The organism is Luteibacter sp. CQ10 (assembly GCF_040900725.1).
Classification (GTDB): Bacteria; Pseudomonadota; Gammaproteobacteria; order Xanthomonadales; family Rhodanobacteraceae; genus Luteibacter.
Genome location: NZ_JAEUYM010000002.1, coordinates 180,763 through 206,756, shown reverse-complemented (window position 1 = coordinate 206,756; position 25,994 = coordinate 180,763). Strand labels below are relative to the sequence as shown.

Genomic DNA, 25,994 nt, shown 5'->3' with positions numbered 1-25,994 from the left:
GCCACCATCCATCCCCATCGGTAGCGCCATGAACAAGTTCATGCAGAAGTTCGTCATCGCCAACGCCATCGGCCTCGTCGCCAGTATCGGTGCGGTGGCCTTCGCCGACGACCAGCCCGCCCAGGCGACGCCGCCGGCCAGCGCGGGGCAGATGTCCGCCTTGCAGCTGGACCAGGTCATCGCCGGTACCTGGCGTTCCGAGAAGAACAAGGACCGCGATACGTACCGCCACCCGAAGGAAATGCTTAATTTCTTCGGCATCCGCCCCGACATGACCGTGATCGAGATCTGGCCCTCGGGCGGCTGGTTCACCGAAATCCTCGCGCCGTTCCTCAACGCCAACGGCCAGTACATCGGCGCGGTGCCTCCCGGCTCCAAGAGCGCCGCGGCGCTGCGGAAGAAGTTCGAGTTCGCGCCGCAGCAGTATTCGAAGGCGAAGCTCGTCGAGTTCGACAACAAGACGCCCAACCTCGGCCCCGACGGTTCGGCCGACATGGTGCTGACTTTCCGCAACGTGCATAACTGGGCCGCCGACGGCAGCGCCGAGGCCATGTTCAAGGCGATGTACAAGGTGTTGAAGCCCGGCGGCGTGCTCGGCGTGGAAGACCATCGTGCCAGCAAGGGCAAGACGCTCGACCAGGTGGTCAACACCGGTTACCTGCCCACCGAGTACGTGATCAAGCTCGCCACCGACGCGGGCTTCAAGCTCGACGGCCAGAGCGAGGTCAACGCGAACCCGAAAGACAATCACGACCATCCCAAGGGCGTGTGGACGCTACCGCCGACGTACGCACTGGGTGAGCAGGACAAGGCGAAGTACACGGCCATCGGCGAATCCGATCGCATGACGCTGCGCTTCGTGAAGCCCGCCGCGAAGTAAGTGCTGGTCGCGCTCAACAAGCCCTACGGGGTGCTCTGCCAGTTCACGGACGAGGCCGGCCGGCGCACGCTGGCCGACCTCGTGCCGTACAAGGGCGTCTACGCGGCGGGGCGGCTGGACCACGACAGCGAGGGCCTGCTGCTGCTCACCGACGACGGGCGCCTGCAGCACCGCCTCGCCGATCCGAAGCACAAGCAGCCGAAGACCTACCTGGTGCAGGTGGAGGGGGTTCCCACGGCGGAAGCCCTCGAAAAGCTGCGTCGCGGCGTCCTGTTGAACGACGGGCCGACGCTTCCTGCCGGTGTGGAAGCCATCGACGAGCCGGACTGGCTATGGCCGCGCGATCCGCCCGTACGGTTTCGCAAGACGGTGCCGGATGCCTGGCTGCGCATCGTGCTTCGCGAAGGCCGCAACCGGCAGGTGCGGCGGATGACGGCGGCGGTGGGATTGCCGACGTTGCGCTTGGTGCGCGAGGCGATCGGGGATTATCGCTTGGATGGATTGGGGTTGGGCGAAACCCGGCTTATTCGCTAGCGTGATTCGCCGATACGATCGGCTCCCACCCCTTCGGTAGGCAAGACTTTCGGAGCCTTGCTACCGAAGGGGTGGGAGCCGATCGCATCGGCGAACCGAGGGTGAGAAGGACTCACCACTCCGCGACCGACCCGTCCGGATGGCGCCACAACGGGTTGCGCCAGTCCTGCGCCTCGCGGCTGCGCTCGATGACCAGTTCCTCGTTCACCTCGATGCCCAGGCCCGGTCCCTTGAACGGCATCGCGTAGCCGCCGTCGTCGAGCTTCAGGGCCTCCTTGTTGAGCACGTAGTCGAGCACCTCGCCCCCCTTGTTGTAGTGGATGCCCATGCTCTGCTCCTGCAAGGCGGCGTTCCAGCTGACGAAGTCCACGTGCAGGCACGAGGCCAGCGCGATGGGGCCCAGCGGGCAGTGCGGTGCGAACGCCACGTCGTAGGCCTCGGCCATGGCCGCGAGCTTCACGCACTCGGTGATGCCGCCCGCATGCGAGAGATCGGGCTGGATGATCGAGATGCCGCCGCGCTCGAACACCTGCTTGAACTCGAAGCGCGAGTACATGCGTTCGCCCGCCGCGATGGGGATGGACGTCTGCGCGGCGATTCGGGGGTAGTGCTCGGCCTGCTCGGCCAGCACCGGCTCCTCGATGAAGAGTGGGCGGTACGGCTCCAACTCCTTCACCAGCACCTTCGCCATCGGCGCGGACACGCGGCCATGGAAATCCAGGCCGAATTCCACAGTGTTGCCGAAGGCTTCGCGGATCTCGGCCACTTTCGCCACGGCGGCGTCGATGGCCTTGCTCGTGCCGATGATCGAGAGCTCCTCGCAGCCGTTGAGCTTGAAGGTATCGAAGCCGTGGGCGAGGCGCTCCTTCATCTGCGCGATGATGTCGGCGGGACGGTCGCCGCCCACCCAGCAGTAGGTTTTCATGCGGTCGCGCACGCGGCCGCCGAGCAGTTCGTAGACCGGTGCGTTGAGCACCTTGCCCTTGATGTCCCATAGGGCCTGGTCGATACCGGCCATGGCGCTCATGAACACCGCGCCACCGCGGTAGAAGCCGCCGCGGTACATGGTCTGCCAGATGTCGTTGATGTTCGCCGGGTTCTTCCCGATCACGAACTCGGACAGCTCGTGCACGGCGGCCTCGACCGTTCGCGCGCGGCCTTCCACGACGGGCTCGCCCCAGCCGACGACGCCCTCGTCGGTTTCCATCTTCAGGAACATCCAGCGCGGCGGGACGCGATACGTGGTGATCTTGGTGACTTTCATGCGTTAGACCGAACGGTAGGCTTTGACGAAGGCCTCGGCGCGCTCACGGGTGCGCGACACCGGCTGGCCCGGCTTGTAGAGGTCGCCGCCCAGGCCCGCGCCGATGCAACCTGCATCGAGGAATTGTCCGACATTTTCCGGTGTTACGCCTCCGACCGCCAGCAGGGGGAGGTCCGGGGGCAGCACGGCGCGGATGGCCTTCACATAGCCCGGGCCCCATTGGGCGGCGGGAAACAGCTTGAGCGACTGCGCGCCGGCGGCGATCGCCGTGAAGGCCTCGCTCGGCGTGGTGAAGCCGATGGACGTGTACATGCCACGGGCGCGACCCTGGCGGATCACGGCCGGGTCGGTGTTGGGCGTCACCAGGAGGTGGCCACCGAGGTCGGCCACCTTGTCGACCAGCTCGGGCGTTAACACGGTGCCCGCACCGACCAGCGCGCGATCGCCCGCCGCTTCCACGGCCATCGGGATGCTGCGCTCCCAGTCGGGCGAGTTGAGCGGGATCTCGATGGCGTCGAAGCCGGCGGCGATCAGCGCCTCGACGTGCGCGACGACGTCGTCGGGCGTGATGCCGCGCAGGATCGCGATGAGGGGGAGGGCGGTAGGCCAGGCCATGGGCGTCACTCGTGGTAGAGCTGCGAACGTCCGCCGTCGATGCGGATGTCGGAGGCATTGATGTAACGGGCTTCGTCCGAGGCGAGGAACAGCGCCGTATAGGCGATTTCCACGGGCTCGCCGATGCGCTTGTTGGGCAGGATCTCGGTCTGCTTGCGGCGCTCGGCCTCGGGATCGGGCGCGGCGGCGAAGCCGGCCTCGGCGATGGCGGTGAGCACCAGGCCCGGCGAGATCGAGTTCACCCGGATGTTGTGCGCGGCGTACTCGATGCCCAGCGCCTTGGTCAGGCCGATGAGGCCGTGCTTGGCGACCGGGTAGGGAAAGCAGTGCGGAATGATCTTGTGTCCGTGGACCGAGGCGATGTTGACGATACTGCCACGACCGAGCTTCAACATGCCCGGCAGGACGGCCTTGGCGCAGTTCCAGGCGCCCTTGAGGTCCACCTCGAAGCAGCGCGTCCATTCCGCGTCGGTGAGCGACAGCGGCTCGTTGAACACGTTGATGCCGGCGTTGTTGACGAGCACGTCGGGCGCGCCGAAGCGCTCCGTGGCGGCATCGACCATGCGCTGGATGGCGGAGGGGTCGGTGACGTCCGCTTCGAACAGCATCGACCGGTCGGTGTCCAGTTCGTCCAGCGTGCGGCGCGCCTGCGCGTCGTCCTTGAGCACGTTGAGCACCACGGCCGCGCCGTGGGCGGCGAACAGCTTCGCCGTGGCCGCGCCGATGCCCTGCGTGGCGCCGGTGACGACCGCCACCTTGCCGGCCAGGCGCGGCAGCGGGGTGGTGCGGGGATCGGCCTGGCCCACCGCGCTCACGTGCGCACCTCGTGGCCGTAGCGGGCTTCCGCGAGGCCGCGCCCGCGCGGGGGCGTACCGATGAAGATCGCGCCGTCGAACGGGCCGGGCGACGCCATGCCGAGGTGGGCCGAGGTGACCACCATGCGGTCGAGCCCGGGTCCGGCGAAGCTCACGCAGCTGGGTTGCTTCGCGGGCAGGTCGATCGTGGCGTCCACGCGACCGTCGGGCGAATAGCGCGTGACGCGCGAGCCGCCCCACTCGGTATTCCAGAGGAAGCCGTCGGCATCGACGGTGGAGCCGTCGGGTTCGAGACCTTTGGCCAGTTCGGCGAAGACGCGGATGCGGTCCACCTCGCCGGTCGCGGCGTCGTAATCGCAGGCCATGATCTGCGCCGTGGGCGAGTCGGTGAAGTACATCGTTTCGCCGTCGGGGCTGAAGCAGATGCTGTTGGTGATGGCGGCCTTGGGCAGCGCGAGGCGGTGCAGGTTGCCGTCGTGCGTGTAGCGCCAGAACGAGGCGGTCTTCTCCGGGCCGCGCTCGTTGAGCGTGCCGAAGACGAAGTTGCCGCCACGGTCGCAACGGCCGTCGTTGGCGCGCATGCCGATGAGGTCGGGCTCGATGTCGGCCAGGACGTGCAGCCTTCCGTCGCGCGTGTCGTAACGGGCCAGCTGCTTCTCCAGGGCGAGCAGCAGCACGCCCGGATCGTGGGTGAGGGCGAAGCAGCACAGGCGCGCGGGCAGCACGTTTTCGCTGACGCGGCCGGTGCCCGGATCGTAGGCGAACAGCGTGCGCGTGGCGATGTCGGTCCAGCGCACCACGCCCATGAGGTCGTCCCAGATCACGCCCTCGGCATGCGCCTGGCGCTGCTCGGACAGCGGCTTGAAGTCGGTCATCAGCGGGCCTGCCTGCGGTTCTTGAGCTGGTCGACGAGCACGGCGATCAGGAGGATCGTGCCGCGCACGAGGTACTGGTAGAAGGCATCGATGTTCATGAGGCTCATCGCATTCTGCACGGTGCCCATGATGAGAACGCCAACAATCACGCCGCTGATCGTCGCGCGGCCGCCCATCAGCGACACGCCGCCCAGCACGCAGGCCGAGATCACGTTGAGCTCGAAGCCCTCGCCCGCGTTCGGCTGGCCGCTGGTCATGCGCGAGGCGAGGATGATGCCCGCCAGTGCGGCGACGAGGCCCTGGATGAGGAAGATGGCGATGCGCACGCGATCCACCGACACGCCGGCCAGGCGCGCGGCGTCGGGGTTGCCGCCGATGGCCAGGGTGTTGCGGCCGTAGATGGTCTTGTTGAGCAGCACGCCGAACACCGCGAAGCAGGCCAGGGTGACCCACACCGGCACCGGCAGTCCGGCCAGCGAGGCGCTGCCGAGGGTGAAGAAGGCGTCGTTGGTGACGCCCACCGCCTGGCCCTGCGAGCTGATGAAGGCCAGGCCGCGCACGATTTCCATGGTGGCCAGCGTGGTGATCAGGGCGTTGATCTTCAGCTTGGCGATCACCGCGCCGTTGACGAAACCGACGAGGCCGCCGGCGATCAGCGCCGCGACCACGCCGATGGCGACGCTGCCCGTGGCATTGGCGACGATGGCGCAGAACACGCCGGCGAAGGCCACCGTGGAACCGACCGAGAGGTCGAAGTCGCGCGAGGCGAGGCAGAACATCATGGTGCACGAGACCATGCCGATCTGCGACACGGACAGCAGCAGGCCGACCATGTTGTCCCACGAGAAGAAGTACTGCACCGTGAGGCTCAGCACGGCGAACAGCGCCACGAAGATCAGGATCAGGCTGTAGTCGTCGACCATCTGCCAGAACATGGCTCGGCGACGCACGGCCGGGGTGTCTGGGGTGGCGCCGATGGCGGCGGCGGCGTTGGATTCGGTCATGGGTTTACCTGGCTTAACGTAGGTGAGGCGGCGGCGCCTTCGGGGAGTGCGGCGGCGAGGACGTTCGCCTCGGTCGCTTCGCCGCGGGCGAACTGGGCGACGATGCGGCCACGGGACATGGCGATCACCCGATCGGAGACGCCGAGCACTTCCGGCAGCTCGCTGGAGATCATCACCACGGCCACGCCGCGGGCGGCCAGCTCGTAGAGCACGTTGTAGATTTCGTTCTTCGCGCCCACGTCGATGCCGCGGGTGGGCTCGTCGACGATGAGCACGCGAAGGTCCTTCTCGGCCAGCCAGCGCGACAGCACGGCTTTCTGCTGGTTACCGCCCGACAGCAGGCGGATTTCCTGGCGGCGGTTGGGCGTGCGGATGCGCAGGCGATCGATGTAGTGGTCGGCCGTCTGCGCTTCCACGCGGTCGTTGACGAACAGGCCGGCGGAGAGGTGGTTGCGACGCGCGCTGATGTTGATGTTCTCGGCCACCGAGCGCACGCCGATGATGCCCTCTTCCTTGCGGTCTTCCGGGCAGAACACCAGGCCTTGGCGGATCGCATCGCGGATGCGCCCGGCCTTCACCGTGCGGCCGTCGATGTCCACCTCGCCCGACATGCGCTTGTCGGCGCCGTAGACGGCGCGCATGACTTCCGAACGGCCCGCGCCGACCAGGCCGAAGAAGCCCACGATCTCGCCCGCGCGCACGTCGAAGCTCACCGGCTGGGGAACGATGCGGCTGGTGATGCCTTTCACGGAGAGGCGCACCTCGCCGTGTTCGCGCGGCTTGTAGCCCCAGATGTCGCCGATGTCGCGGCCCACCATGCGTTGCACGAGGGTATCGCGCGACACGCCTTCGAGCGTGTCGAAGTCGGCCACCTTGCGGCCGTCGCGGAAGATCGTGGCGGCGTCGCACAGCTCGAAGATCTCGTCCAGGCGGTGCGAGATGTAGATCATCGCCTTGCCCTGCGCGCGCAGGTCGCGCACGAGGCGGAACAGCACGTCGGTTTCGCGGTGCGAGAGCGAGCTGGTGGGTTCGTCCAGGGCGAGGATCTTGGCGTCGCGCAGGATCGCCTTGACGATTTCCACCATCTGCCGCTGCCCGATGGACAGCTGCTTGAGCTTCGCCCGCGGATCGAGGTCGACGCCGAGGGCGTCGAGGCTTTCCTTCACGTAGGCCAGCGCACGCCGGCGATCGACCAGGCCCATGCGCGTGGGCAGGCGGCCGAGCAGCAGGTTTTCCATCACCGACAGCTCCGGCACGTACTGGAGCTCCTGGTGGATCACCGCCACGCCGGCGGCGATGGCGTCGGCGGCCTTGCGGAAGGCCATGGCCTGGCCGTCGATGGCGACTTCGCCCTCGTCGGGTACGTATTCGCCGCCGAGGATCTTCATCATGGTGGACTTGCCCGCGCCGTTCTCACCGAGCAGGCCGTGCACGCTGCCGGCGCGCACGCTGAAGCCGACGTCGGCGAGCGCACGCACGCCGGGGAAGCTCTTCCCGATGTGGCGGAACTCCAGGCGCGGCGTGCTCCCGATCGTCAAAGCCCCATCTCCTTGCGCACTTCGGTCGAGTTGGCCTTGGTGATGAGCTTGCCCGTGGTCAGCGTCAGCGCCGGCGGCGCCTTGTCGTTCTTGATCCACTCGTACATGTTCACCGAGGTTTCGTAGCCGTGGCGCTTCGGACTGATCAGCACGCTGCCGAAGAAGCCGGTGGCTTCGGGCTTGTCGAACTCGTTGAGCGCCGAACGGCTGCCGCCGATGCCCACGCCGATCATGTCGTCGGCACGGAAGCCACGGCCTTCCGCGGCACGCACGGCGCCGAGCACGGCCTCGTCGTTGAGGCCGAACGCTACCCAGTGCTTGTACTTGGGGTTCTGCGTGATCGCGATGTTGGCCGCGTTGAAGGCGTTCTCTGTATCGGTCTTGGCTTCCGGCGCGTTGACCACGTTTTCCTTGGGAAAGCCCGCGGCGGTCAGCGCGGCGACGGCGCCGTCGGTGCGTTCCTTCGCCGTCGGCAGCTGGTCGTAGGCAATGCGCAGCGCGCCGGTCTCCTCCGGCTTCCAGCCGCGCTTCTTCATCTCGTCGGCGATGGCCTGGCCCACCTGTTCGCCGATCTTCGAGGCGGAGATGCCCATGTGAGGCACCGAGTCGATGGGGTTGCCGGACCCGTCGACGAGGCGGTCGTCCACGGTCATCAGCTTCAGGCCGTCGGCCTTCGCCTTGGCCACGATGGAGGGGCCGAGCTTCACGTCGGGCGTGCAGATGACGAAGCCCTGGGCATGCTGCGACTTCAGGTTGTCGATGGCGGTAAGCACCTGGCCGCCGTCGGGCGCGCCGATCTTCACCAGGGTGAAGCCCTTTTCCTTCGCCGCCTGTTCGGCGTATTTCCATTCGTCCTGGAACCAGGGTTCTTCGGGCTGCTTCACCACGAAGCCGATCTTCACCTGTTCGTTGCCGCCCGACGAGCAGGCCGACAGGCCGATCGCGAGGGCGAGTGCCGTGAGGCCAAGGGCGATTTTCATCTTCATGCGATGTTCCTCGTGTCGCGTGTTCGAAGGGTGGGCTAGTCGATCAAGCCACGGTGGCGGGCGACGGCGATGGCGCCGTATCCCGCGAGGTCGCGCTGTTCGTCGTCGTCCAGCACCGTCACGGTGCCGGAGAAGAAATCGTCGCCCTCCACGAGGCGGGCGATGGCGTCGCGAAGTACCGGCTTGCCGCTGATGACGAAGCGGGTGCCCGGGCTCATGCGGATGGCGCTGGAATTCTTCAGCGTGAGCAGGTCGGAGCCTAGCACCGCGCCGAGCAGGAAGTTGGCGCGCGCGTTGGCGTCGTAGACGGCGAACTGGTCGAGGATGCGCACGCTGAAGCAGGCGCGGCCCAGGCCGATCTTCTTCGACTCCGCCGCGCCGGCCAGCAGCATCTCGGGGTCCACGCGCCTGGCGAAGCCTTCCTTGAGCGATCCGGCCAGGATGGTGTCGTGCGAGATCACCTGGAGCAGTTCGCCGGCCAACGTGGTCACGCAGCCGTCGATGCGCTGGTGGGCGTCGATGCTGACGAACTTCGAATGCGAGCCGGGCAACACGATCACGGTGGGCTCGACGATGCCCAGGCGTTCGATGAGCGCGAAGGATTCGGTCTCCTCGCCGCGCATCATGTCCATCGCCTCGCAGTTGTGCAGGCCGATGTGCTCCACGGGATTGCGCACGCCGGGCACGAACCAGATCGGCTGGTGCCATACGTTCTCCACCAGTGACTCGCGCATGGCCTTGGCCAGGTCGTCGATGCCGGCGGGCGCGGGGATGTGCGGGATCTCGCACAGGCCCATGTTGGAGGTGATCATGCCCGAGGCGAGCACACGGCCGATGTCGTTCCGCTCCAGTCCGGCATCGGCGATCGCCGATGCGATGGTCTCGCGGACGCCGTCCTCGAGCTTCGCCGTGCTGCCGGTGATGGCGGTATCGCGCACGCCGACCTGGGCGGCGGCCTGGCCGACGACCTCGCCGTCGCGCCAGACGCTGACGCGGGTGTTGGTGGTACCGGTGTCGATGGTGACGATGTTCATCGAATGTCCGTTCGAAAGCGCTCCGGATTCTTGGCGGCACCGGCGGAGACAGGCAAACTAGAATTTCTTCGGGCTTTCCCCAAAATTTTCTTGAAGACCTCGCGATGAAGCGCTCGCTCCCCCTCAACGCCGTGCGTGTGTTCGAGCTTGCGGCGCAGCATTTGAGCTTCACCAAGGCGGGGGAAGAACTGTCGCTGACGGCGGCCGCAGTCAGTGCCCAGGTCAAGTTGCTGGAGTCGTACCTCGGCACGCCGCTTTTTGTGCGAAGCAACAATCGACTCTCGCTCACGCCCGCCGGCGAGAATTATTTTCCCCGCGTTCGCGACGCATTTCGTGCGCTGCAACATGCCACGGACCAGGTGCTCGACCAGCGACCGGCCTCGTTACGCGTGGCGGTGCCCCCCGCGTTCGGTACGAAATGGCTCGTGCCGAGGCTGTTCCGCTTCCTCGCCAGGCATCCGGACGTCGCCGTCGAGGTGGTGACCGATGGCGGCGAAGAGGCCCGCTGGGACCTTTCCATCGACGATCGTCTGATGGAAGGCGCGACGATCCTCGTGGCGACCGGCTACGTGCCCGTGTGTTCGCCCGCGCTTGCCGGGCGCATCGCATCGCCGGGCGACCTCACCAGCCAGATGCTGCTGCACGAACGGGCGAGCCGCCGGTCGGCCGCATCGGCGAGTTGGGATCAATGGTTCGAGCGCGCGGGCGTGGAGCCGGGGGCGGTGTCGCGGGAGATGGGTTTCGGCGACGCCACGATGATGTTGCAGGCGGCCATCGAAGGGCAGGGCGTGGCGCTGGCGCAGGAGCTGCTGGTGGCTTACGACCTCGCCGCGGGGCGACTGGCCGAGCCGTTCGATATCGAGGTGCCGTTGCAGCACACGTATTACCTGGCCGTATCGCGGGAGGCGGAGTCGCGGGAGGAGACGGCGGTGTTCAGGGAGTGGTTGGTCGGGGAGTTGGGTGCGGGGCCTTGACGATGTTGCGCTGTCACTCTTGCATACCGTGCAGCGCTGGATTCCTGCGTGCGCAGGAATGACGTCACGTTGGACGTTACCTCACGTCGTCCCTGCGTACGCAGGGACCCAGGGCGATGACATCGGCTCACGCCGAGCGCCGATCAGCAATCCCGCGCGGTCTTGCGCTTCCGCCACCAGATCACGCCCACCACCGCGATGGCCGCCGCGATGGCCAGCCACAGCCCCGTCTGCCCGCGATGGATCCACATCGTCAGCCATTCGTGGTTGTGCGCCCCGAAATAGCCCAGGTACACCCAGATCGGCACGCTGATGGCGGCGGCCATGCCGTCGAGCAGCAGGAAGCGGAAGAAACCCACGCGATGCGTGGCCCCGGCGGTGATGAACACGGCCGTGCGCATGCCGGGCAGGAAGCGGGCCACGAACATGAGGCGGTTGCCGTAGCGCTCGAACTTCTCCTGCACCTTGGCGTAGCGCTCGGGCGTGAGCAGGCGGGCCACCAGGGGCCAGCGCATGATGCGCCCGCCGAAATGACGGCCCAGCAGGAACATCGTGGAATCGCCGACCAGCACGCCGGCCATGCCCACGCCGACCATCGTATGCACGTCGCCGTAGCCCAGGCCGGTGATGATGCCGCCCGCGACGAGGGTCAGGTCTTCGGGCAGGGGGATGCCGGCGCCGCAGAGCATCAACGCGATGAACACGGCGATATAGCCGTTGTGTCCAAAAACGTCGACGAGGCTGTTGAGGATATCCATCAGCGGTGCATCAGTCCGGCTGGGGCCGGTTCCATCGTAGAACAAGAGGGCGATGATCCCACGGATCGCGCCTGGTGCGTGCCGTGCCGCATCATCGGCCCTCCATCGGTGCCGGCGCGGCGAGCGCCGCCAGCAGCGCGCGCAGCTCGGCCTTTTCGGCATCCTCCAGAATGCCTTCGCGATGGCGGCCGATCAGGTACTCGCGGCGCTGTGACGCGGCCTGTCGCTCCATCTGGGCCAGGGCGTCGAAGAATTCCACCCGCTGCATGTCGGCTTCGCCGACGATCTCGGCCTGCATCAGCTTTTGCAGCGACGGGTATTCGGGGCGATCCATGAACGCCTCCACCAGCACGGCCGGGTTGATCCCGGGGCGGCTGCGGGCGATGTCGATCAGTTCGGCGAGCAGGGGCACGCCGGGCCGGTCCAGGCGCAGGAACGCGTAGGGCGGCTCCACCTCGTCGGCGAGCGCGGGCTGGGCCAGCAGCAGCGTGATGGCGCTACGCACGAGGCTGCGCTGCACGTTGCCGCCGCGCGATGCCGGTGCGGCCTGCCGGGGTGCCGACTCGGGCTCGAGCACGGCCTGCGCGCCCGTGCGGCGTTGCAGTTCCTGGGCCATGAGGTCGCGGAAGGCGCCGTCGGGCAGGCGGGCGATCAGCGGGCGGGCGCGCTCGGCAAGGCGGGCGCGGCCGTCGAGGCGGCTGACGTCGACGTCGCGGGCCAGTTCCTCGAAGAAGTATTCGGACATCGGCATCGCGTCGGCCATACGCTTCTCGATGCCGTCCTTGCCTTCCTTGCGTACCAGGGTGTCGGGGTCTTCGCCATCCGGGAGGAACAGGAAGTGCGCCTGGCGGCCGTCGCGCATGCGCGGCAGGATCGACTCCAGCGCGCGCCAGGCCGCCTGGCGGCCGGCGCGGTCGCCGTCGAAGCAGAAATACACGTCGGGCGCGGCGCGGAAGAGCACTTCGGCGTGTTCGGGCGTGGTGGCCGTGCCCAGGGTGGCCACCGCGATGGGCAGGCCCGCCTGGTGCAGGGCGATGACGTCCATGTAGCCCTCCACGACCATGATCCGCGTGAGGTGGGTATGGGCCTGCTTCACCTGCCACAGGGCGAACAGCTCCCGGCCCTTGTGGAACAGCGGTGTCTCGGGGGAATTGAGGTATTTCGGGCCCTGGTCGGACGACAGCACGCGGCCACCGAAGGCGATCACGCGGCCGCGGCGGTCGAGGATGGGAAACATCACCCGCTCGCGGAAGCGGTCGTAGCGGTTGCCCCGCTCGTTGCTGGCGACCATGCCGGCCTCGTTGAGCAGCTGACGGCGGCGGTCGCTGGTGCCCAGCGCCTTGAGCACGCCGTCGAAGCCCGCGGGCGCCCAGCCGATGCGGAAGCGCTTCAGTGTGTCTTCGTCGAGGCCACGGCGCTTCACGTAGGCCTTCGCCTCGTCGCTGCCGCCCAGTTCGCGCTGGTAGAACGAGGCGGCCTCGTCGAGCAGGGTGTAGAGGTCGCTGCGATCCTCGCGTGGCTTGTCGTCGCGGCCGCCTTCGTAAGGCACCTTGAGACCGGCGGACTGGGCCAGTTCCTCGATGGCGTCGGGGAATTCCAGTCGGTCGTAGTCCATCAGGAACTTGATGGCGCTGCCGTGCGCGCCGCAGCCGAAGCAGTGGAAGAACTGCTTCTGCGGGCTCACGTAGAACGACGGCGAGCGTTCGTTGTGGAACGGGCAGCAGGCCGTCCACTCGCGGCCGGCCTTTTTCAACGGCACGCGCCGCTCTATCACGTCGACGATGTCGACGCGAGTGAGCAGTTCATCGATGAATGAGTCAGGGATACGGCCGCGCATGCAACGCCTAGGATGCCACGCATCCGCTCCCGTATGGAGCTTGACGCAGGCTTAGAACGCCAGTTTGAACACGCCGATCACGGCCAGGATGGCGATGATGAAGAGGATCAGGAAGATGGCGAAGCAGACCTTGGCGATCGTCGCGGCGAAGCCCGAGATCCGGCTGAAGCCGAGCGCGCCGGTCACGAGCGCGATGAGGCCGAAGATGATGGCGTACTTGAGCATGGGGTTCTCCGAGGATGGCGCCGGAGGAACCGCTCCCCAGTCGCGGGCGCAGGATGCGGCGGGCGGTGTGGGGCGATTGTGAACGTGCGGGGCGCGCTTCGTCGGATTCGCCGATCGTATCGGCGAATCACGTTGCCGGATCAGCCCAGCCGGGCCTTCACCTTCCCGGCCACCGCGCCCATGTCGGCGCGCCCGGCGGCCTTTTCCTTCACCAGGGACACCACCTTGCCCATGTCGCGGGCCGAGCTGGCGCCGGTTTCGGCGATGGCGGCGGCGATGATGCCGTCCAGTTCGTCGTCGGACAGCTTCGCCGGCAGGTAGCCGTCGATCACGCCCATCTCGTAGCGCTCGACGTCGGCCAGCTCCGTGCGGCCCGCCTTGTCGTACTGTTCGATCGAGTCGCGGCGCTGCTTCTGCATCTTCTCGAGCACGGCCAGCACCTGGGTATCGTCCAGTTCGATCCGCTCGTCGACTTCGCGCTGCTTGATGGCCGCCTGCATGAGGCGAATCACGGCCAGACGATCCTTCTCGCCGCCCTTCATGGCGGCCTTCATGTCTTCGGTGATCTTTGCCTTGAGAGTCATGATGTTATCTCCGGGACGACGAAAAGCCGGCTTCGCCTTTCGGCGAAGCCGGCTGGGTTTTCCGCCTGATTGCGGCGGCAGCGGGCGAACGCGCCAGCCGCGGATCCATCACCCGGCCGTGACGGCCGGGGAGGCAATCAGTACATGCGGGTCCGGCGCGTCGTGTCGCGGGACAGACGGCGCAGGTGACGCTTCACCGCAGCAGCGCGCTTGCGCTTACGCTCCTGGGTCGGCTTTTCGTAAAATTCGCGCTTGCGCGTTTCGGCCAGAACGCCAGCCTTTTCGCACGTACGCTTGAAGCGACGGAGGGCAAGCTCAAACGGCTCGTTCTCGCGGACTTTAACGCTCGGCATGGAAACTCCACTTGTTTAAACTGACCCGTGAACCCGGGTGAGCCGTGGATTATAACGTGATCGATTCGAAAATTTCAAAGCCCGTACTCGGCGTGGAAACCTCCTGCGACGAGACGGGGGTGGCCCTGCTCCGCTGGGATCCCGAAAAGCCCGGTCGCGGGCTGCTTTCGCACGCGCTGTTCAGCCAGATCGCCCTGCACGCCGAGTACGGCGGCGTGGTGCCGGAACTGGCCAGCCGCGACCACGTCCGCAAGCTGCTGCCGCTGGTCCGCGAGGCGTTGAAGGAGGCCGGGCTCACGCCCGCCGACCTCGGCGGCGTGGCCTACACGGCCGGCCCCGGCCTGGTCGGGGCCCTGCTCGTGGGCGCGGCGGCGGCGCGGGCCATGGCCTGGGCGCTGGGCGTGCCGGCCATCGGCGTGCACCACATGGAAGGCCACCTGCTGGCGCCGCTGCTGGAGGACGATCCGCCGGAGCCGCCCTTCGTGGCCCTGCTGGTCTCCGGCGGCCATTCGATGCTGGTCGAGGTCAAGGCCATCGGCGAGTACCGCATCCTCGGCGACACGCTCGACGACGCCGCGGGCGAGGCCTTCGACAAGACGGCCAAGCTCATGGGGCTGCCTTATCCGGGCGGCCCGGCCCTGGCGAAGCTGGCCGAGCAGGGACGGCCCGGCACGTTCCGATTCTCCCGGCCCATGGTCGATCGGCCCGGGCTGGACTTCAGCTTCTCGGGCCTGAAGACCCAGGTGCTGCTGGCCTGGCAGGCCTCGGACAAATCTGAGCAGACCCGTGCCGACATCGCCCGGGCCTTCGAGGAGGCCATCGTCGATACGCTGGCGATCAAGTGCCGCCGCGCGCTCGAGGCCGCGGGGGCGAAACGGCTGGTGATCGCCGGCGGCGTGGGTGCGAACAAGCGCCTGCGCGAACAACTGGCGCAGGCGGCCGCGGCCGACGGTTTCCGCGTGTATTTCCCGCGCCTGCAGTTCTGCACCGACAACGGCGCGATGATCGCGCTGGCCGGTGCCATTCGCCTGGCGGCGGGGCAGGGACAGGACGAAACGATCCAGGTGCATCCGCGGTGGAGCCTGGAGACGCTGCAGGCGGCGGGTTAGGAGCGCTACGCGCTCCTTCGCCGATACGATCGGCTCCCACCCCTTCGGTAGAAAGCTTCCTACCGAAGGGGTGGGAGCCGACCGTGTCGGCGAAAGCCCGCTTGCGTAAAACCGGCGGGTCACCGACCCTGTAACACTTCTTCAAAAGCCGCATCCCCCATGGACATCGTCTTCATCGAAGACCTGCGCATCGACGCGGTCATCGGCATCTACGACTGGGAACGCCGCATCCGGCAGACGCTTTCGTTCGACCTGGAAATGGCGTTCGACAACCGCAAGCCCGCGGCCACCGACGCCATCGAGGACACCCTCAACTACAAATCGATCTCCAAGCGCCTGCAGGCCTACGTGGAGTCGTCGAGCTTCGGCCTGGTGGAGACGCTGGCCGAACGCTGCGCGGACATCGTGCGCGAGGAGTTCGGCGTGAGCTGGGTACGGCTGAAGTTGTCCAAGCCGGGTGCCGTGCGCGGTGCCAAAGCCGTGGGCGTGCGCATCGAACGGGGCACGAAGCCGGAATGATCGATCCCAAAGCCTCGCTGGCCGTCGTCGAGAGTTTCATCGCCTCGCCCGAGCTGCGCCGTGTCGCCTTGGTGGCGGGCCTGTTCCTCCTGGCCTGGCTCGTGGGCCTCATGGGGCGCCTGTTCCTGCACCGCGTCGTCCGCGTCGCCACGCGGCACACCGCCTGGCGATGGGACGACGCGCTCTACGAGCATGGCGCCTTCCGCTGGCTGGCGCGCATGCTGCCGGCGATCGTCATCTACTACGGCATCGACGAGCTGCTTGAACCGCTCGATACCCTGGCCGTGCTCGTACGCAACCTGGCCGTGTGCTGGATGATCGTCTGCGTCATCGGCTCGCTGGGACGCGCGCTGGTCGCGTTCGAATCGCTCTACAGCGCCACGCCGGCGGGCAAGCGTTCCATCAAGGGCGTGGTGCAGCTGTTGCAGCTGGCGCTATGGATCGTGGCGCTGGTGCTGGTCATCACCAAGCTCACCCACCAGAGCATCGGGCTGCTGCTGTCGGGTATCGGCGCGATGTCGGCGGTGCTGCTGCTGGTGTTCAAGGACACCATCCTCGGCTTCGTGGCCGGCATCCAGCTCGGCACCAACGACATGCTGCGCGTGGGTGACTGGATCACCATGGCGTCGGCCGGCGTGGACGGCGACGTCATCGACATCACGCTGCACACGGTGAAGGTGCGCAACTTCGACCGCACCATCGTCACCGTGCCCACCTGGAAGCTCATCGCCGAGTCGTTCCAGAACTGGCGAGGCATGTCCGAGTCGGGTGGCCGGCGGATCAAGCGCGAGCTCTTCGTCGACGCCGCCTGCGTGCGTTTCCTGGAAGACGAGGAGATCGAGCGCTTCGGCCAGGTGTACCTGCTCAAGGCCTACCTGGAGCGTAAGCGCGAGGATATCCGGCGCTGGAACGAGGCGTTGGGCGAGCCGGGCAAGCTGCCGGTGAACCGCCGTCGGCAGACCAACATCGGCGCGTTCCGCGCCTATGCCGAGGCATACCTCGCGGCGCATCCCGACGTGCACGACAAGATGACCCGCATGGTGCGCATGCGCGATCCCGGCGCGCAGGGCATCCCGCTGGAAATCTACTGCTTCACCAATACCGTGGTCTGGCTCGACTACGAGCGCATCCAGGCCGACATCTTCGACCACCTCATCGCGATCCTCCCCGAGTTCGGCCTGCGCCCCTTCCAGCAGCCCTCGGGCGGCGACGTGCGCGAGGCCCTGGTGGGCCTGCGAACCGCGGAGCACTGACATGGGGCGCGCCTACCTCAGCCTGGGTTCGAACATGGACGCGGAGCGCTGGCTCGGTACCGCCGTCACCGAGTTGCGTGAGCGCTTCGGCCGCCTCGACGTCTCGCCGGTATATCGCAGCGCGGCCGTGGGGTTCGACGGTCCCGATTTCCTCAACCTCGCCGTGGGCCTGGACAGCGACCTCGATCCGTTGGAACTCAACGACTGGCTGCACGCGCTCGAAGACCGTAACGGCCGCGTGCGCGGCGGCGACCGTTACGCCAGTCGCACGCTCGACGTGGACATCGTGCTTTACGACGACCTGGTGCTGAGCGGAGAGGGTCATCTGGAACTGCCGCGTGGCGAGCTTCGCCACGCTTTCGTGCTCAAGCCGATGGCCGATATCGCCCCAACGGTGAGGCATCCGGTGGATGGACGGACGATGGCGGAGCTGTGGGCGGCGTTTCCGGTCGACAGCGAGCCGTTGTCGGTCGACGGGGCGATAAGGCTCTAACGGACGCGGCGGTGCCTCAAGGGAAATCCGGCCTATGGCAAGCACCGGGCCCGGGTGCTAAAACACCGCCACCGTCACCGAGGAGCTTCGAAGGACATGGGCAAGTTCGCACGCAGCTGGGCCTTGATGAAGGCCAGCGCCAACATCCTCCGCCAGGACAAGGAGCTGATGCTCTTTCCCCTGCTGGCCGGCGTGTGTTCGCTGTTGATCATCGCCACCTTCGGCTGGCCGATCTTCACCGCGATCAAGCACCATCATGCCGCCCTGGAAGGTCGCAACCACGCCATGCCACCGCTGGTGATGCTGCTGGCCTTCCTCTTTTACTTCGTGCAGTACGCGGTGGTGATCTTCTTCAACACCGCGCTGGCCGCCGCGGCGCTCATTCGCCTGGACGGCGGCAACCCCACGCTCGGCGACGGCATGCGCGCGGCCATGGGCAAGATGCCTACGATCATCGGTTACGCGCTGATCTCCGCCACCGTCGGCATGATCCTGCGCGCCATCCAGGAACGCGTCGGTTTCGTCGGGCGGATCATCGGCGGCCTGCTCGGTTTCGGCTGGACGCTGGCCACCTTCCTCGTGGTGCCGGTGCTCGCCGCGCAGGACGTCGGCCCGATCGATGCGGTCAAGCGCAGCGCCTCGCTGCTGAAAGGCACCTGGGGCGAGAACGCCATCGGCAATGCCGGCATCGGTTTCGTCGGTGGCATCCTTACGTTCTGCCTCATCGCCGTGAGCCTGCTCCTGTTCGGCGCGGCGGCCTCCACGCAATCGGTGGCGCTGATGGTGGCCGTCGCCGCCGCCGGCGTGATCGCCCTCGTCGGGCTCGGCCTGTTCCAGACCGCGATGCACGGCGTGTATTCCGCCGCGCTCTATCGCTACGCCGAATACGGCGATCCGGGAGAGGGTTTCGACCGGGTCCTGCTCGAATCGGCGTTCCGCCAGAAAAACTGACGAGCGGACACGCTGTCGCATCCCCGTGACGGTGCCGATTTCGGCACCGTCTTTTTCTTGCCCCGCCGCCACTATTCGCAGCCCTTTTCATGGAGAGTTGCGATGTCGCGGTCGGTCTTTCGAAACGTTTCTTGCCTCGCCCTGCTGGCGCTGGCCGCGCCCTCGATGGCGCTCGGCGGCGAGTCCGTCTTGCGTTCGGGGACGATCGGTCCGGTGGCGGTGCGATGTTCCATCCAGAACATCTACTACTACCAGGGCGATTTCGAATTCACTTACGTGATCTACGACGGCGTGTTCGTGCAGATACGCGGTGACCGATATCGCATGAGGGCTCCTTCGACCGATCGGCACAAGGCCAACGTCGACTTCAGGATCCAGGCATGGAGCGCCGACGGCCGGTTCAAGGAATCGGAGTGGGTGAGGTCGCCGGACGCGATGCGGCAAGACAACGTATGGCATGCATACCACCCGGTCGGCGACCTGCGCATCGACTTCGCGCCGGTCAAGGTCAACGTGCAGACCTTGTTCACTTTCGACCAGCAGCTGACCGACCACAGCTGCCTGGCCAACGACGATACGGTGCTCGAGTGATCGGGCTGCGGTCTTCCCCGGCGGGCATCAGATACCGAGGATTCGTCCGCCATCCACGCGGATGATTTGTCCGGTGGTGTAGCGGGCGTCCAGCAGGAGCCAGCGCACGGCCTCAGCGACATCCGCCGGGTCGCCCTTGCGGGCCAAGGGCGTTTTCAGGATCAAGGCATCGGCCGCTTCCTCGGGCTTACCCGACTCGGGCCACAGGATGGCGCCCGGTGCCACCGCGTTCACGCGCACCTCGGGGGCGAGATCGCGAGCGAGTGCCTGCGTGAGCATCCCGAGCGCGGCCTTCGCCATGGAGTAGATCGGATGTTGCGCGAGCGGGCGTTCCGCGTAGATATCCACGATGTTGACGATGGCGCCCCTGCTTGCTTTCAGCGCGGGTGCCGCGGCCTGGGCGAGGAAGAACGGCGCGCGTGCGTTGGTGGCGAACAGGTCGTCCCACTGCGCGGCGGTGGCGGTGCCGACGGGCGTGGGATAGAACGAAGAGGCGTTGTTGACGAGGCCGTCCAGGCGGCCGAAGGTGTTCAGCACGCCGGACACCAGGGCGGACAGGGCCTCGTCGTTTTCGAGCGCGGCGGCAAAGGTGGCCGCACTGCCGGCACGCGTGCCGTTGAGCTCCCGCGCAAGGGCATCGGCTTCATCGGCGGAGTGCCGGTAGTGAATGGCTGTCGTGCAGCCTGCGGCGTGCAGATGGCGCACGATGGCTTGGCCGATGCGGCGGGCGCCGCCGGTGACGAGGACGACGGGTGATGGGTTCACGGGTGGCTTCCTGGTCGTGGCCGCGAGAGCTTGCCGCAAACCGGTGCGGGCGTCACGTCGTTCGGATGCGTTTGCGGGCGGCTTTCTTCGTGGCGGTTTTCGTGGGCTTGCGCTGTGCGGGTTTCTTCGCGGCCGACCGCTTCACCGCTTTTCGGGCCGAAGCCTTCGGCTTCGGATCGCCGACACGGTCGGCTCCCACCCCTCCGGTAGCCGGCGCGATGCCGGCTCTGGAGGCGGCTTTTTTGCGTCCGCCAGCGGCTGCCGCGGTTCCGGGCTTCGACGCGGCTTTGCTGCGCGTCGCCTTCGCTCCTCCCTTGGCTGCCGTGCTGCCGGCCTTCGTAGTGGACGCCTGGGTACCCGCCTTGGAGTCGGCCTTCCTGGTGGAGGGACGGGCGCGGGTCGTATCCGCGATGGGGTCGCCGGAACCGTCCGGATCGCCGTCGTCGGTATGGAAATCCCCGCTGAAGAGCTCCATCGCTGTTTTCGCGACCTGTCCCGTGTCGTAATACGCGTAAGCGCCCACGCCCAGCGCCCCCACCACCGGCAACCAGCGCGAGATGCCCTTGCCCACGGCCCGCTTGGACACGCTCACGCCGATGCGCCCGGCCACGCGCTGAAGGACGCTCGTGGCCGCCGTGCGGAAGACGAGACGGTCGCCCACCCGAATGGCGACATCGCGAAAAGCTTGCGCGGCGGTGTGTCGAAACAGGCACCACAGCATCTGCTCGCGACCGAGCCGCGCCGTTTTGCCGTAGGCGGCGGCGATGTCGCTCACCATCTGGCCCTGGATGCGCCAGATGGCGACGAGTTCGGGCAGCACGGTGAGCCACCCCAGCGGGCCGGGCGGCAGGGCGAGCGAGCCGGCCGTCAATGCGGCCTTGTTGGCCGCCGAACTGGCGATGCGGCGGCTGGTCTCTTCGGCGTCGGCCTTGCCGGCGCGAGGCACGTCGCTGTCGGGAATGCGGCTGACGAATTCGAGGATGGCGGTGGCGATGGCGCTTTCGCCGCGCTCGACACCGCTGACCGGGACGATTTCCCGGGACGTCGAAGAATCATCGCGTTTGGGCATGGGGCGGTCCGTCGTGGCATTGACGTATAGGCATACCGCATCGGCCTTAACGCTTCCGTGAAAGCGCGCCGAAAGGTGGGCCCCCGACACTCGGGGTTGAAACATTATAACATTCAACGAAAGGCCCCCATGACCCCCGCCCGCCTAGCCCTCAGCATTGCCCTCGCCCTCGCGGCCGCCCCCGCCTTCGCCGACGACGCGCCTCCGCAAAAAGCCACGAATCTCGGCGAAGTGGACGTTACCGCCCGCCTCGACGAGGCACGCAACAGCCTTTCGCCCGATACGGGAAGCAGCCAGTACGTCATGGACCGGCAGACCATCCAGGCCTTGCCGCTGGGCGATGCGACGCCGCTCAACCAGGTGATCCTCCAGGCGCCCGGCGTGGTGCAGGACTCCTACGGCCAGCTCCACGTCCGCGGCGACCATGCCAACCTGCAATACCGCATCAACGGCGTGCTGATCCCCGAGAGCATCGGCGGCTTCGGCCAGACGCTGGATGCGCGCACGATCGAGAGCGTGAAGCTGCTGACCGGCGCGCTGCCCGCGCAGTACGGCGACCGCACCGCGGCCATCATCGACATCACCACGCGTAGCCCGAAGGCCGACGGCGTGAACGGCAGCGTGGGCATCACCGGCGGCCAGTTCGGCACCGTGAACCCGAGCGCCTCGCTGTTCGGTCGCAGCGGCGCTTGGAGCTGGTTCCTCACCGCCAATTACCTGGAAAGCGACAACGGCATCGAGAATCCCACCGCGAGCCGCAAGCCGATCCATGACCACACCAACCAGGCCAAGGTGTTCGGCGACGTGTCGTACCTGATCGACAACGATACGCGCCTGAGCTTCATGTTCGGCGCCACGAACAATCGGTTCCAGATCCCGAACAACCCCGGCCAGGAGCCACAGTTCGGCTATCTCGACGTCACCAACTTCGATTCGTCGACGTTGAACGAGCGCCAGCAGGAAAGGACCCGCTTCGGCGTGCTCAGCCTGCAGGGCAAGATGGGGACCACCGCCTACCAGGTGTCCGCGGGCGAACGCTATAGCGGGCTGGACTTTACCCCCGACGACATCGGCGACCTCATGTTCAACGGCGTGGCGTCGAACGTGCGCCGCGCGAATCGCGCCACCACCCTGCAGGCCGACTTCTCCACGCCGCTGGGCGACAACCACACGCTGCGCTACGGCCTGTATGGTGAGTTCGAGCGCGCCACGTCCTCCAACAATGCCCTGGTGTTCCCGGCCGACGACACCGGCGCGCAGACCTCCACCGTGCCCCTGAACATCGTCGACGCCAGCCGCGTGCTCGCGCGTACCTATGCCTTGTACGTGCAGGACGAATGGAGCATCGGCGACAAGTGGACCGTGAACTACGGCGTGCGCGGCGACCGTTATGACGCGTTCCGTCCCGAGAGCCAGCTCAGCCCGCGCCTGGGCGTGGTCTACCAGCCCACGGACACCACCACCATCCATGCCGGCTATTCGCGCTATTTCACGCCGCCAGCCAGCGAAATGATCGCGCCGACGTCGATCGCGAAGTTCGACGGCACCACCAACGCCCTGCAGAACGACGGCAACGACACGCCGCTGGCGGAGCGCTCGAGCTACTACGACGTGGGCATTTCGCAGAAGATCGGTTCGGCGTGGACGGTCGGCCTCGACAGCTACTATCGTCGCGTGTCGCGCATCCAGGACGAAGGCCAGTTCGGTGCCGCGCTGGTGTACTCCACCTTCAATTACGACCAGGGCCGGGTCAAGGGCACCGAGTTCACCGTCAACTACGACGGCGGCGCGCTCACGGCGTACTTCAACTTCGCGTACAACCGCTCGGTGGGCAAGAAGGTCATCACCAGCCAGTACAACTTCAATCCGGACGACCTCGCCTACATCGCGAACAACTACATCCACCTCGACCACGACCAGAAATTCACCTCGTCGGGCGGTATCGGCTACACCTTCGCCGACTCGACGCGCCTGGGTGCGGACTATCTCTACGGGTCGGGCCTGCGCCGTGATGGCGCGGTGCCCAACGGCGATACGATGCCGGACTATTTCCAGCTGAACCTGAGCGTGGGACGCGATTTCCACTTCACGTCAGCCGGTGCCACGCATGCGCAGCTGGCCCTCGTGAACGCGCTGGATCGCACGTACGAACTGCGTGACGGCTCGGGCATCGGCGTGGGTGCGCCGCAGTTCGGGCCGCGTCGCGGCGTGTTCCTGTCGTTGCAGCAGGATTTCTGAGGCAAGCTCGATTCGCCGATACGATCGGCTCCCACCCCTTCGGTAGCGACCTTCCTACCGAAGGGGTGGGAGCCGATCGTATCGGCGAACCAGGTCGCGGAAGCAGTTCGGGTATCCTGACGACCATGACCGACCGCCTCCCCGAACCCGGCGCCGACGAACGCGCCCATTCCGACCACCTCTCCGGACTCCTGCGCGAGGAGATCGCGGCCCACGGCCCGATGCCTTTCTCGCGTTTCATGGAGCGCTGTCTCTACACCCCTGGCCTGGGCTACTACAGCGCGGGCAAGACCAAGTTCGGCGCCGAGGGCGACTTCGTCACCGCGCCCGAACTGGGTTCGTTGTTCGCCCGTTGCGTGGTCAGGGCCTTCGAGCCCGTGCTGGCCTCGTTGGGGCCGGACGCCGACTTCCTCGAACTGGGCGGCGGCAGCGGCGCCTTCGCCGAGGCCGCGTTGCGTGCGCTGGATGCGGCGGGGCGCACGCCCCGCCGATTCATGATCCTGGAGCCCAGCGCCGACCTGCGCGAGCGGCAGCGCGAGCGGCTGCACGCGAACCTGCCGCCCGGGCTCGCCTCACGGGTGATCTGGCTCGATGCGCCGCTGGAAGAGGAATGGGAGGGCGTGCTGTTCGCCAACGAGGTGATCGACGCGCTACCGACCACGCGGTTCACCACGCGCGAGGGCGAGGTGTACGAGGAATACGTGGTGCTCGACGGCGACGGGCGTTTCCATCGTACCGACCGCCCCGCCGACGTGCTCGTCAACGGTGCCGTGCGCCACGTCGAGCGCGACCTGGGTCGCGAGTTCGACGCCGGCTACCGCACCGAGATCCTGCCGCAGCTGCCGTACTGGATACAGGCGGTGGCGGGCACGCTGCGCAAGGGCGCCATGATCTTCGCCGACTACGGCTACACGCGTGACGAGTTCTACCATCCCGAGCGCAACGACGGCACGCTGCGGGCGTTCTATCGCCATCGCACCCACGGCGACGCGTTCTTCCTGCCGGGCCTGCAGGATCTCACCGCCTCGGTGGACTTCACCGCGCTGGCCGAAGCGGGCAACAGCGCGGGGTTCGGCGTGGCGGCGTACCTGCCCCAGGCGCAGTTCCTGCTCGCGGCGGGCATGCAGGAGTTCTTCGAGAACGATTACCTCGCGACCGACGACGAGCTGGTGCGCTATCGGCTGGCGCAGGAAGTGAAGAAGCTGACCCTGCCCGATCAGATGGGCGAGCGGTTCCAGGTGATGATGTTCGCGCGCGGGATCGATCCGGCGGCATTGCCCGCGGCGGTGCTGGCGGCGGACCAGGGCAGTCGGCTTTAGCGCTTCGTAGGATTCGCCGATACGATCGGCTCCCACCCCTTCGGTAGCAGCGTGGCTACTGGAGGGTGAGAACCGAGCGCGGTCTTGCGAGGGTTCCGCGACCGAAGCGATCGAAACCATCCGAGCCTCGGCAAGCTGCCTACCGAAGGGGTGGGAGCCGATCGTATCGGCGAATCAATCTTGCGAGGGCTTTGCGACCGAAGCGATGGCGGCGACTTGCGCCTTCTTCATCGCCTCGCCAATGGCCGGTCCTTCCAGCCCCTTCTCCACGAACGGCTTCGACGTCACGCTTGCGGCCGCGGCACGGCAGGCGCGCAGGTAATCCGCCTGCGGATACGCCGCCTCCTCGCTGCCCAGCCGTCCGCGCTTGTCCGCCATGCACGCGAGAAGAAACGTCTCCAGGCGCTCCGGACGCCGCAACGCGCCCAACGCATCGAGCATCCGAAGCACCGTTGCGGGCTTCAGCTGCAAGGCCATGTGCGCGTTGAGGTGGTGCTTGCAGACCATCTCGGCCATGAAGGCGTACTCGGCCGGCACCTTTAATCGCGCGGACATCGCGCGCACCGGCTCGATGCCGCGCTGCTCGTGCATGATGTGGCGCGGCAGCACATCGGCGGGCGTCAGCGCCTTGCCGAGGTCGTGGGTCAGCGCGCACCAACCCACCAGCGCATCGCCCGGCGCGAGCGTCGCCGCCGCCCGCAGCACGAGTTCGACATGGATGCCGGTGTCCACCTCGGGATGGAACTCGGGTCGTTGCGGCACGCCATAGAGCGCATCCACCTCGGGAAACAGCACGCGCAGCGCGCCGGTCTCGCGAAGTACCTGCACGAACGCCTGCGGCATCGGCTCGGCCAGTGCCTTGCGCGTTTCGGCCCATACGCGTTCGGGTACGAGGTGATCGACCTCGCCGTCGTCCACCATGCGTCGCATCAGTGCCATGGTTTCGTCGGCCACCCGGAACCCGAGTGGCGCGTAACGCGCGGCGAAGCGGGCCACGCGCAACAGGCGCACCGGATCTTCGACGAAGGCGGGCGACACATGGCGTAGCGTGCGGTTTTCGATGTCGCTCGCGCCACGGAAGGGATCGACCAGCGATCCGTCCTCGCGGCGTGCGATGGCATTGATGGTGAGGTCGCGGCGCTCGAGGTCCTGTTCCACCGTCACCGACGGATCGGCGTGGAACGCGAAGCCGTGATACCCGCGCCCGGTCTTTCGTTCGGTGCGGGCGAGGGCGTATTCCTCCTTCGTCTCCCCGTGCAGGAAAACCGGAAAATCCTTACCCACCGGGCGGTAACCGGCGGCGAGCATGTCCTCGGGCGTGGCACCGACCACCACCCAGTCGCGATCGACGACGGGGCGGCCGAGCAGTTGGTCGCGGACGGCACCGCCGACGAGATAGATATCCATGCCG

At 67.1% G+C, this 25,994-nt stretch carries 27 protein-coding genes; 11 read left to right on the top strand and 16 right to left on the bottom strand.

The window, feature by feature from the left end:
• Positions 1–28 precede the first annotated feature (28 nt).
• Both JNG39_RS09825 and JNG39_RS09820 read left to right on the top strand, forming a co-directional pair.
• On the top strand, positions 29–880 hold the full coding sequence (locus JNG39_RS09825) for a class I SAM-dependent methyltransferase (RefSeq protein ID WP_368311113.1): 852 nt from the start codon (positions 29–31) through the stop codon (positions 878–880).
• Complete coding sequence (locus tag JNG39_RS09820; RefSeq protein WP_368311112.1) at positions 881–1,414, top strand: rRNA large subunit pseudouridine synthase E; 534 nt, start codon at positions 881–883, stop codon at positions 1,412–1,414. It abuts the gene before it with no gap.
• 112 nt (positions 1,415–1,526) lie between these two features.
• Here the strand turns inward: JNG39_RS09820 and dgoD are convergent, their stop codons facing one another.
• Genes dgoD through JNG39_RS09780 form a run of 8 tightly spaced genes read right to left on the bottom strand, consistent with a single transcriptional unit; the run spans position 1,527 to position 9,545 of the window.
• On the bottom strand, positions 1,527–2,678 hold the full coding sequence (gene dgoD, locus JNG39_RS09815; RefSeq protein ID WP_368311110.1) for a galactonate dehydratase: 1,152 nt from the start codon (positions 2,676–2,678) through the stop codon (positions 1,527–1,529).
• Positions 2,679–2,681: 3 nt separating this feature from the next.
• A complete protein-coding gene (locus JNG39_RS09810) occupies positions 2,682–3,293 on the bottom strand; it encodes a 2-dehydro-3-deoxy-6-phosphogalactonate aldolase (protein ID WP_368311109.1) in 612 nt (203 codons plus the stop codon).
• Between the two features lie 5 nt (positions 3,294–3,298).
• Positions 3,299–4,108 (bottom strand): SDR family oxidoreductase, encoded by an 810-nt coding sequence (locus tag JNG39_RS09805; protein WP_368311107.1) that lies wholly within the window; start codon positions 4,106–4,108, stop codon positions 3,299–3,301.
• Positions 4,105–4,983, bottom strand: a complete 879-nt coding sequence (locus JNG39_RS09800; protein ID WP_368311106.1) for an SMP-30/gluconolactonase/LRE family protein — start codon at positions 4,981–4,983, stop codon at positions 4,105–4,107. Before JNG39_RS09800 ends, JNG39_RS09805 begins: the two co-directional genes overlap by 4 nt.
• Positions 4,983–5,987 (bottom strand): L-arabinose ABC transporter permease AraH, encoded by a 1,005-nt coding sequence (gene araH / locus JNG39_RS09795; protein ID WP_368311104.1) that lies wholly within the window; start codon positions 5,985–5,987, stop codon positions 4,983–4,985. Before araH ends, JNG39_RS09800 begins: the two co-directional genes overlap by 1 nt.
• Positions 5,984–7,525, bottom strand: coding sequence for an L-arabinose ABC transporter ATP-binding protein AraG (araG, locus tag JNG39_RS09790; RefSeq protein ID WP_368311103.1), 1,542 nt, complete (start codon positions 7,523–7,525; stop codon positions 5,984–5,986). The genes araH and araG overlap by 4 nt, the downstream gene beginning before the upstream one ends.
• A complete protein-coding gene (locus JNG39_RS09785) occupies positions 7,522–8,511 on the bottom strand; it encodes an arabinose ABC transporter substrate-binding protein (protein ID WP_368311102.1) in 990 nt (329 codons plus the stop codon). Before JNG39_RS09785 ends, araG begins: the two co-directional genes overlap by 4 nt.
• A gap of 35 nt (positions 8,512–8,546) precedes the next feature.
• A complete protein-coding gene (locus tag JNG39_RS09780) occupies positions 8,547–9,545 on the bottom strand; it encodes a 2-dehydro-3-deoxygalactonokinase (RefSeq protein ID WP_368311100.1) in 999 nt (332 codons plus the stop codon).
• A gap of 104 nt (positions 9,546–9,649) precedes the next feature.
• Here JNG39_RS09780 and JNG39_RS09775 point away from each other — a divergent pair, with 104 nt between their 5' ends.
• The gene (locus JNG39_RS09775; protein ID WP_368311098.1) at positions 9,650–10,519 is read left to right on the top strand and encodes a LysR substrate-binding domain-containing protein; all 870 of its coding nucleotides are present in this window, start codon (positions 9,650–9,652) and stop codon (positions 10,517–10,519) included.
• 143 nt (positions 10,520–10,662) lie between these two features.
• Here JNG39_RS09775 and JNG39_RS09770 read toward each other — a convergent pair whose 3' ends face one another.
• The 5 genes from JNG39_RS09770 to rpsU form a co-directional block, all read right to left on the bottom strand.
• Positions 10,663–11,277 (bottom strand): DedA family protein, encoded by a 615-nt coding sequence (locus JNG39_RS09770; RefSeq protein WP_368311096.1) that lies wholly within the window; start codon positions 11,275–11,277, stop codon positions 10,663–10,665.
• 91 nt (positions 11,278–11,368) lie between these two features.
• The gene (gene dnaG, locus JNG39_RS09765) at positions 11,369–13,114 is read right to left on the bottom strand and encodes a DNA primase (RefSeq protein ID WP_368311094.1); all 1,746 of its coding nucleotides are present in this window, start codon (positions 13,112–13,114) and stop codon (positions 11,369–11,371) included.
• Between the two features lie 51 nt (positions 13,115–13,165).
• Positions 13,166–13,339 carry a DUF1328 family protein gene (locus JNG39_RS09760; RefSeq protein ID WP_144913073.1) on the bottom strand — a complete coding sequence of 58 codons (174 nt, stop codon included), beginning with the start codon at positions 13,337–13,339 and terminating at the stop codon, positions 13,166–13,168.
• Positions 13,340–13,479: 140 nt separating this feature from the next.
• Complete coding sequence (locus tag JNG39_RS09755) at positions 13,480–13,923, bottom strand: GatB/YqeY domain-containing protein (RefSeq protein ID WP_368311092.1); 444 nt, start codon at positions 13,921–13,923, stop codon at positions 13,480–13,482.
• 137 nt (positions 13,924–14,060) lie between these two features.
• Positions 14,061–14,276 carry a 30S ribosomal protein S21 gene (gene rpsU / locus JNG39_RS09750; protein WP_029213735.1) on the bottom strand — a complete coding sequence of 72 codons (216 nt, stop codon included), beginning with the start codon at positions 14,274–14,276 and terminating at the stop codon, positions 14,061–14,063.
• A 56-nt stretch (positions 14,277–14,332) separates the two neighbouring features.
• Here rpsU and tsaD point away from each other — a divergent pair, with 56 nt between their 5' ends.
• The 6 genes from tsaD to JNG39_RS09720 all read left to right on the top strand — a co-directional run bounded on the left by tsaD (position 14,333) and on the right by JNG39_RS09720 (position 19,192).
• A complete protein-coding gene (gene tsaD / locus JNG39_RS09745) occupies positions 14,333–15,385 on the top strand; it encodes a tRNA (adenosine(37)-N6)-threonylcarbamoyltransferase complex transferase subunit TsaD (RefSeq protein ID WP_368311089.1) in 1,053 nt (350 codons plus the stop codon).
• A gap of 159 nt (positions 15,386–15,544) precedes the next feature.
• Positions 15,545–15,904: a dihydroneopterin aldolase gene (folB, locus tag JNG39_RS09740; protein WP_368311087.1), complete on the top strand. Its 360-nt coding sequence runs from the start codon at positions 15,545–15,547 to the stop codon at positions 15,902–15,904.
• On the top strand, positions 15,901–17,157 hold the full coding sequence (locus JNG39_RS09735) for a mechanosensitive ion channel family protein (protein WP_368311085.1): 1,257 nt from the start codon (positions 15,901–15,903) through the stop codon (positions 17,155–17,157). Before folB ends, JNG39_RS09735 begins: the two co-directional genes overlap by 4 nt.
• A 1-nt stretch (position 17,158) precedes the next feature.
• Entirely contained in the window at positions 17,159–17,650 is a 492-nt protein-coding gene (folK, locus tag JNG39_RS09730; RefSeq protein ID WP_368311084.1) for a 2-amino-4-hydroxy-6-hydroxymethyldihydropteridine diphosphokinase, read from the top strand.
• A 96-nt stretch (positions 17,651–17,746) separates the two neighbouring features.
• A complete protein-coding gene (locus tag JNG39_RS09725) occupies positions 17,747–18,601 on the top strand; it encodes a DUF6159 family protein (protein WP_368311082.1) in 855 nt (284 codons plus the stop codon).
• A gap of 102 nt (positions 18,602–18,703) precedes the next feature.
• Entirely contained in the window at positions 18,704–19,192 is a 489-nt protein-coding gene (locus tag JNG39_RS09720; RefSeq protein WP_368311080.1) for a hypothetical protein, read from the top strand.
• Between the two features lie 27 nt (positions 19,193–19,219).
• Here JNG39_RS09720 and JNG39_RS09715 read toward each other — a convergent pair whose 3' ends face one another.
• Together JNG39_RS09715 and JNG39_RS09710 are read right to left on the bottom strand one after the other, a co-directional pair.
• The gene (locus tag JNG39_RS09715) at positions 19,220–19,957 is read right to left on the bottom strand and encodes a pteridine reductase (RefSeq protein ID WP_368311079.1); all 738 of its coding nucleotides are present in this window, start codon (positions 19,955–19,957) and stop codon (positions 19,220–19,222) included.
• A gap of 52 nt (positions 19,958–20,009) precedes the next feature.
• Positions 20,010–21,026: a hypothetical protein gene (locus JNG39_RS09710; protein WP_368311077.1), complete on the bottom strand. Its 1,017-nt coding sequence runs from the start codon at positions 21,024–21,026 to the stop codon at positions 20,010–20,012.
• A gap of 129 nt (positions 21,027–21,155) precedes the next feature.
• Here JNG39_RS09710 and JNG39_RS09705 point away from each other — a divergent pair, with 129 nt between their 5' ends.
• Positions 21,156–23,264 (top strand): TonB-dependent receptor, encoded by a 2,109-nt coding sequence (locus JNG39_RS09705; protein ID WP_368311075.1) that lies wholly within the window; start codon positions 21,156–21,158, stop codon positions 23,262–23,264.
• A 125-nt stretch (positions 23,265–23,389) separates the two neighbouring features.
• Positions 23,390–24,583, top strand: a complete 1,194-nt coding sequence (locus JNG39_RS09700) for a class I SAM-dependent methyltransferase (RefSeq protein ID WP_368311073.1) — start codon at positions 23,390–23,392, stop codon at positions 24,581–24,583.
• 174 nt (positions 24,584–24,757) lie between these two features.
• Here JNG39_RS09700 and JNG39_RS09695 read toward each other — a convergent pair whose 3' ends face one another.
• The gene (locus JNG39_RS09695) at positions 24,758–25,990 is read right to left on the bottom strand and encodes a multifunctional CCA addition/repair protein (RefSeq protein ID WP_368311072.1); all 1,233 of its coding nucleotides are present in this window, start codon (positions 25,988–25,990) and stop codon (positions 24,758–24,760) included.
• Between the last annotated feature and the right edge of the window lie 4 nt (positions 25,991–25,994).

Bases quoted from the DNA above. Each gene is read 5' to 3' on its own strand.
- JNG39_RS09825 (WP_368311113.1), top strand. From the start codon at position 29: ATGAACAAGTTCATGCAGAAGTTCGTCATCGCCAACGCCATCGGCCTC.
- dgoD (WP_368311110.1), bottom strand. From the start codon at position 2,678: ATGAAAGTCACCAAGATCACCACGTATCGCGTCCCGCCGCGCTGGATG.
- JNG39_RS09810 (WP_368311109.1), bottom strand. From the start codon at position 3,293: ATGGCCTGGCCTACCGCCCTCCCCCTCATCGCGATCCTGCGCGGCATC.
- JNG39_RS09800 (WP_368311106.1), bottom strand. From the start codon at position 4,983: ATGACCGACTTCAAGCCGCTGTCCGAGCAGCGCCAGGCGCATGCCGAG.
- araH (WP_368311104.1), bottom strand. From the start codon at position 5,987: ATGACCGAATCCAACGCCGCCGCCGCCATCGGCGCCACCCCAGACACC.
- JNG39_RS09785 (WP_368311102.1), bottom strand. From the start codon at position 8,511: ATGAAGATGAAAATCGCCCTTGGCCTCACGGCACTCGCCCTCGCGATC.
- JNG39_RS09780 (WP_368311100.1), bottom strand. From the start codon at position 9,545: ATGAACATCGTCACCATCGACACCGGTACCACCAACACCCGCGTCAGC.
- JNG39_RS09775 (WP_368311098.1), top strand. From the start codon at position 9,650: ATGAAGCGCTCGCTCCCCCTCAACGCCGTGCGTGTGTTCGAGCTTGCG.
- JNG39_RS09770 (WP_368311096.1), bottom strand. From the start codon at position 11,277: ATGGATATCCTCAACAGCCTCGTCGACGTTTTTGGACACAACGGCTAT.
- dnaG (WP_368311094.1), bottom strand. From the start codon at position 13,114: ATGCGCGGCCGTATCCCTGACTCATTCATCGATGAACTGCTCACTCGC.
- JNG39_RS09760 (WP_144913073.1), bottom strand. From the start codon at position 13,339: ATGCTCAAGTACGCCATCATCTTCGGCCTCATCGCGCTCGTGACCGGC.
- JNG39_RS09755 (WP_368311092.1), bottom strand. From the start codon at position 13,923: ATGACTCTCAAGGCAAAGATCACCGAAGACATGAAGGCCGCCATGAAG.
- rpsU (WP_029213735.1), bottom strand. From the start codon at position 14,276: ATGCCGAGCGTTAAAGTCCGCGAGAACGAGCCGTTTGAGCTTGCCCTC.
- folB (WP_368311087.1), top strand. From the start codon at position 15,545: ATGGACATCGTCTTCATCGAAGACCTGCGCATCGACGCGGTCATCGGC.
- JNG39_RS09735 (WP_368311085.1), top strand. From the start codon at position 15,901: ATGATCGATCCCAAAGCCTCGCTGGCCGTCGTCGAGAGTTTCATCGCC.
- folK (WP_368311084.1), top strand. From the start codon at position 17,159: ATGGGGCGCGCCTACCTCAGCCTGGGTTCGAACATGGACGCGGAGCGC.
- JNG39_RS09725 (WP_368311082.1), top strand. From the start codon at position 17,747: ATGGGCAAGTTCGCACGCAGCTGGGCCTTGATGAAGGCCAGCGCCAAC.
- JNG39_RS09720 (WP_368311080.1), top strand. From the start codon at position 18,704: ATGTCGCGGTCGGTCTTTCGAAACGTTTCTTGCCTCGCCCTGCTGGCG.
- JNG39_RS09710 (WP_368311077.1), bottom strand. From the start codon at position 21,026: ATGCCCAAACGCGATGATTCTTCGACGTCCCGGGAAATCGTCCCGGTC.
- JNG39_RS09705 (WP_368311075.1), top strand. From the start codon at position 21,156: ATGACCCCCGCCCGCCTAGCCCTCAGCATTGCCCTCGCCCTCGCGGCC.
- JNG39_RS09700 (WP_368311073.1), top strand. From the start codon at position 23,390: ATGACCGACCGCCTCCCCGAACCCGGCGCCGACGAACGCGCCCATTCC.
- JNG39_RS09695 (WP_368311072.1), bottom strand. From the start codon at position 25,990: ATGGATATCTATCTCGTCGGCGGTGCCGTCCGCGACCAACTGCTCGGC.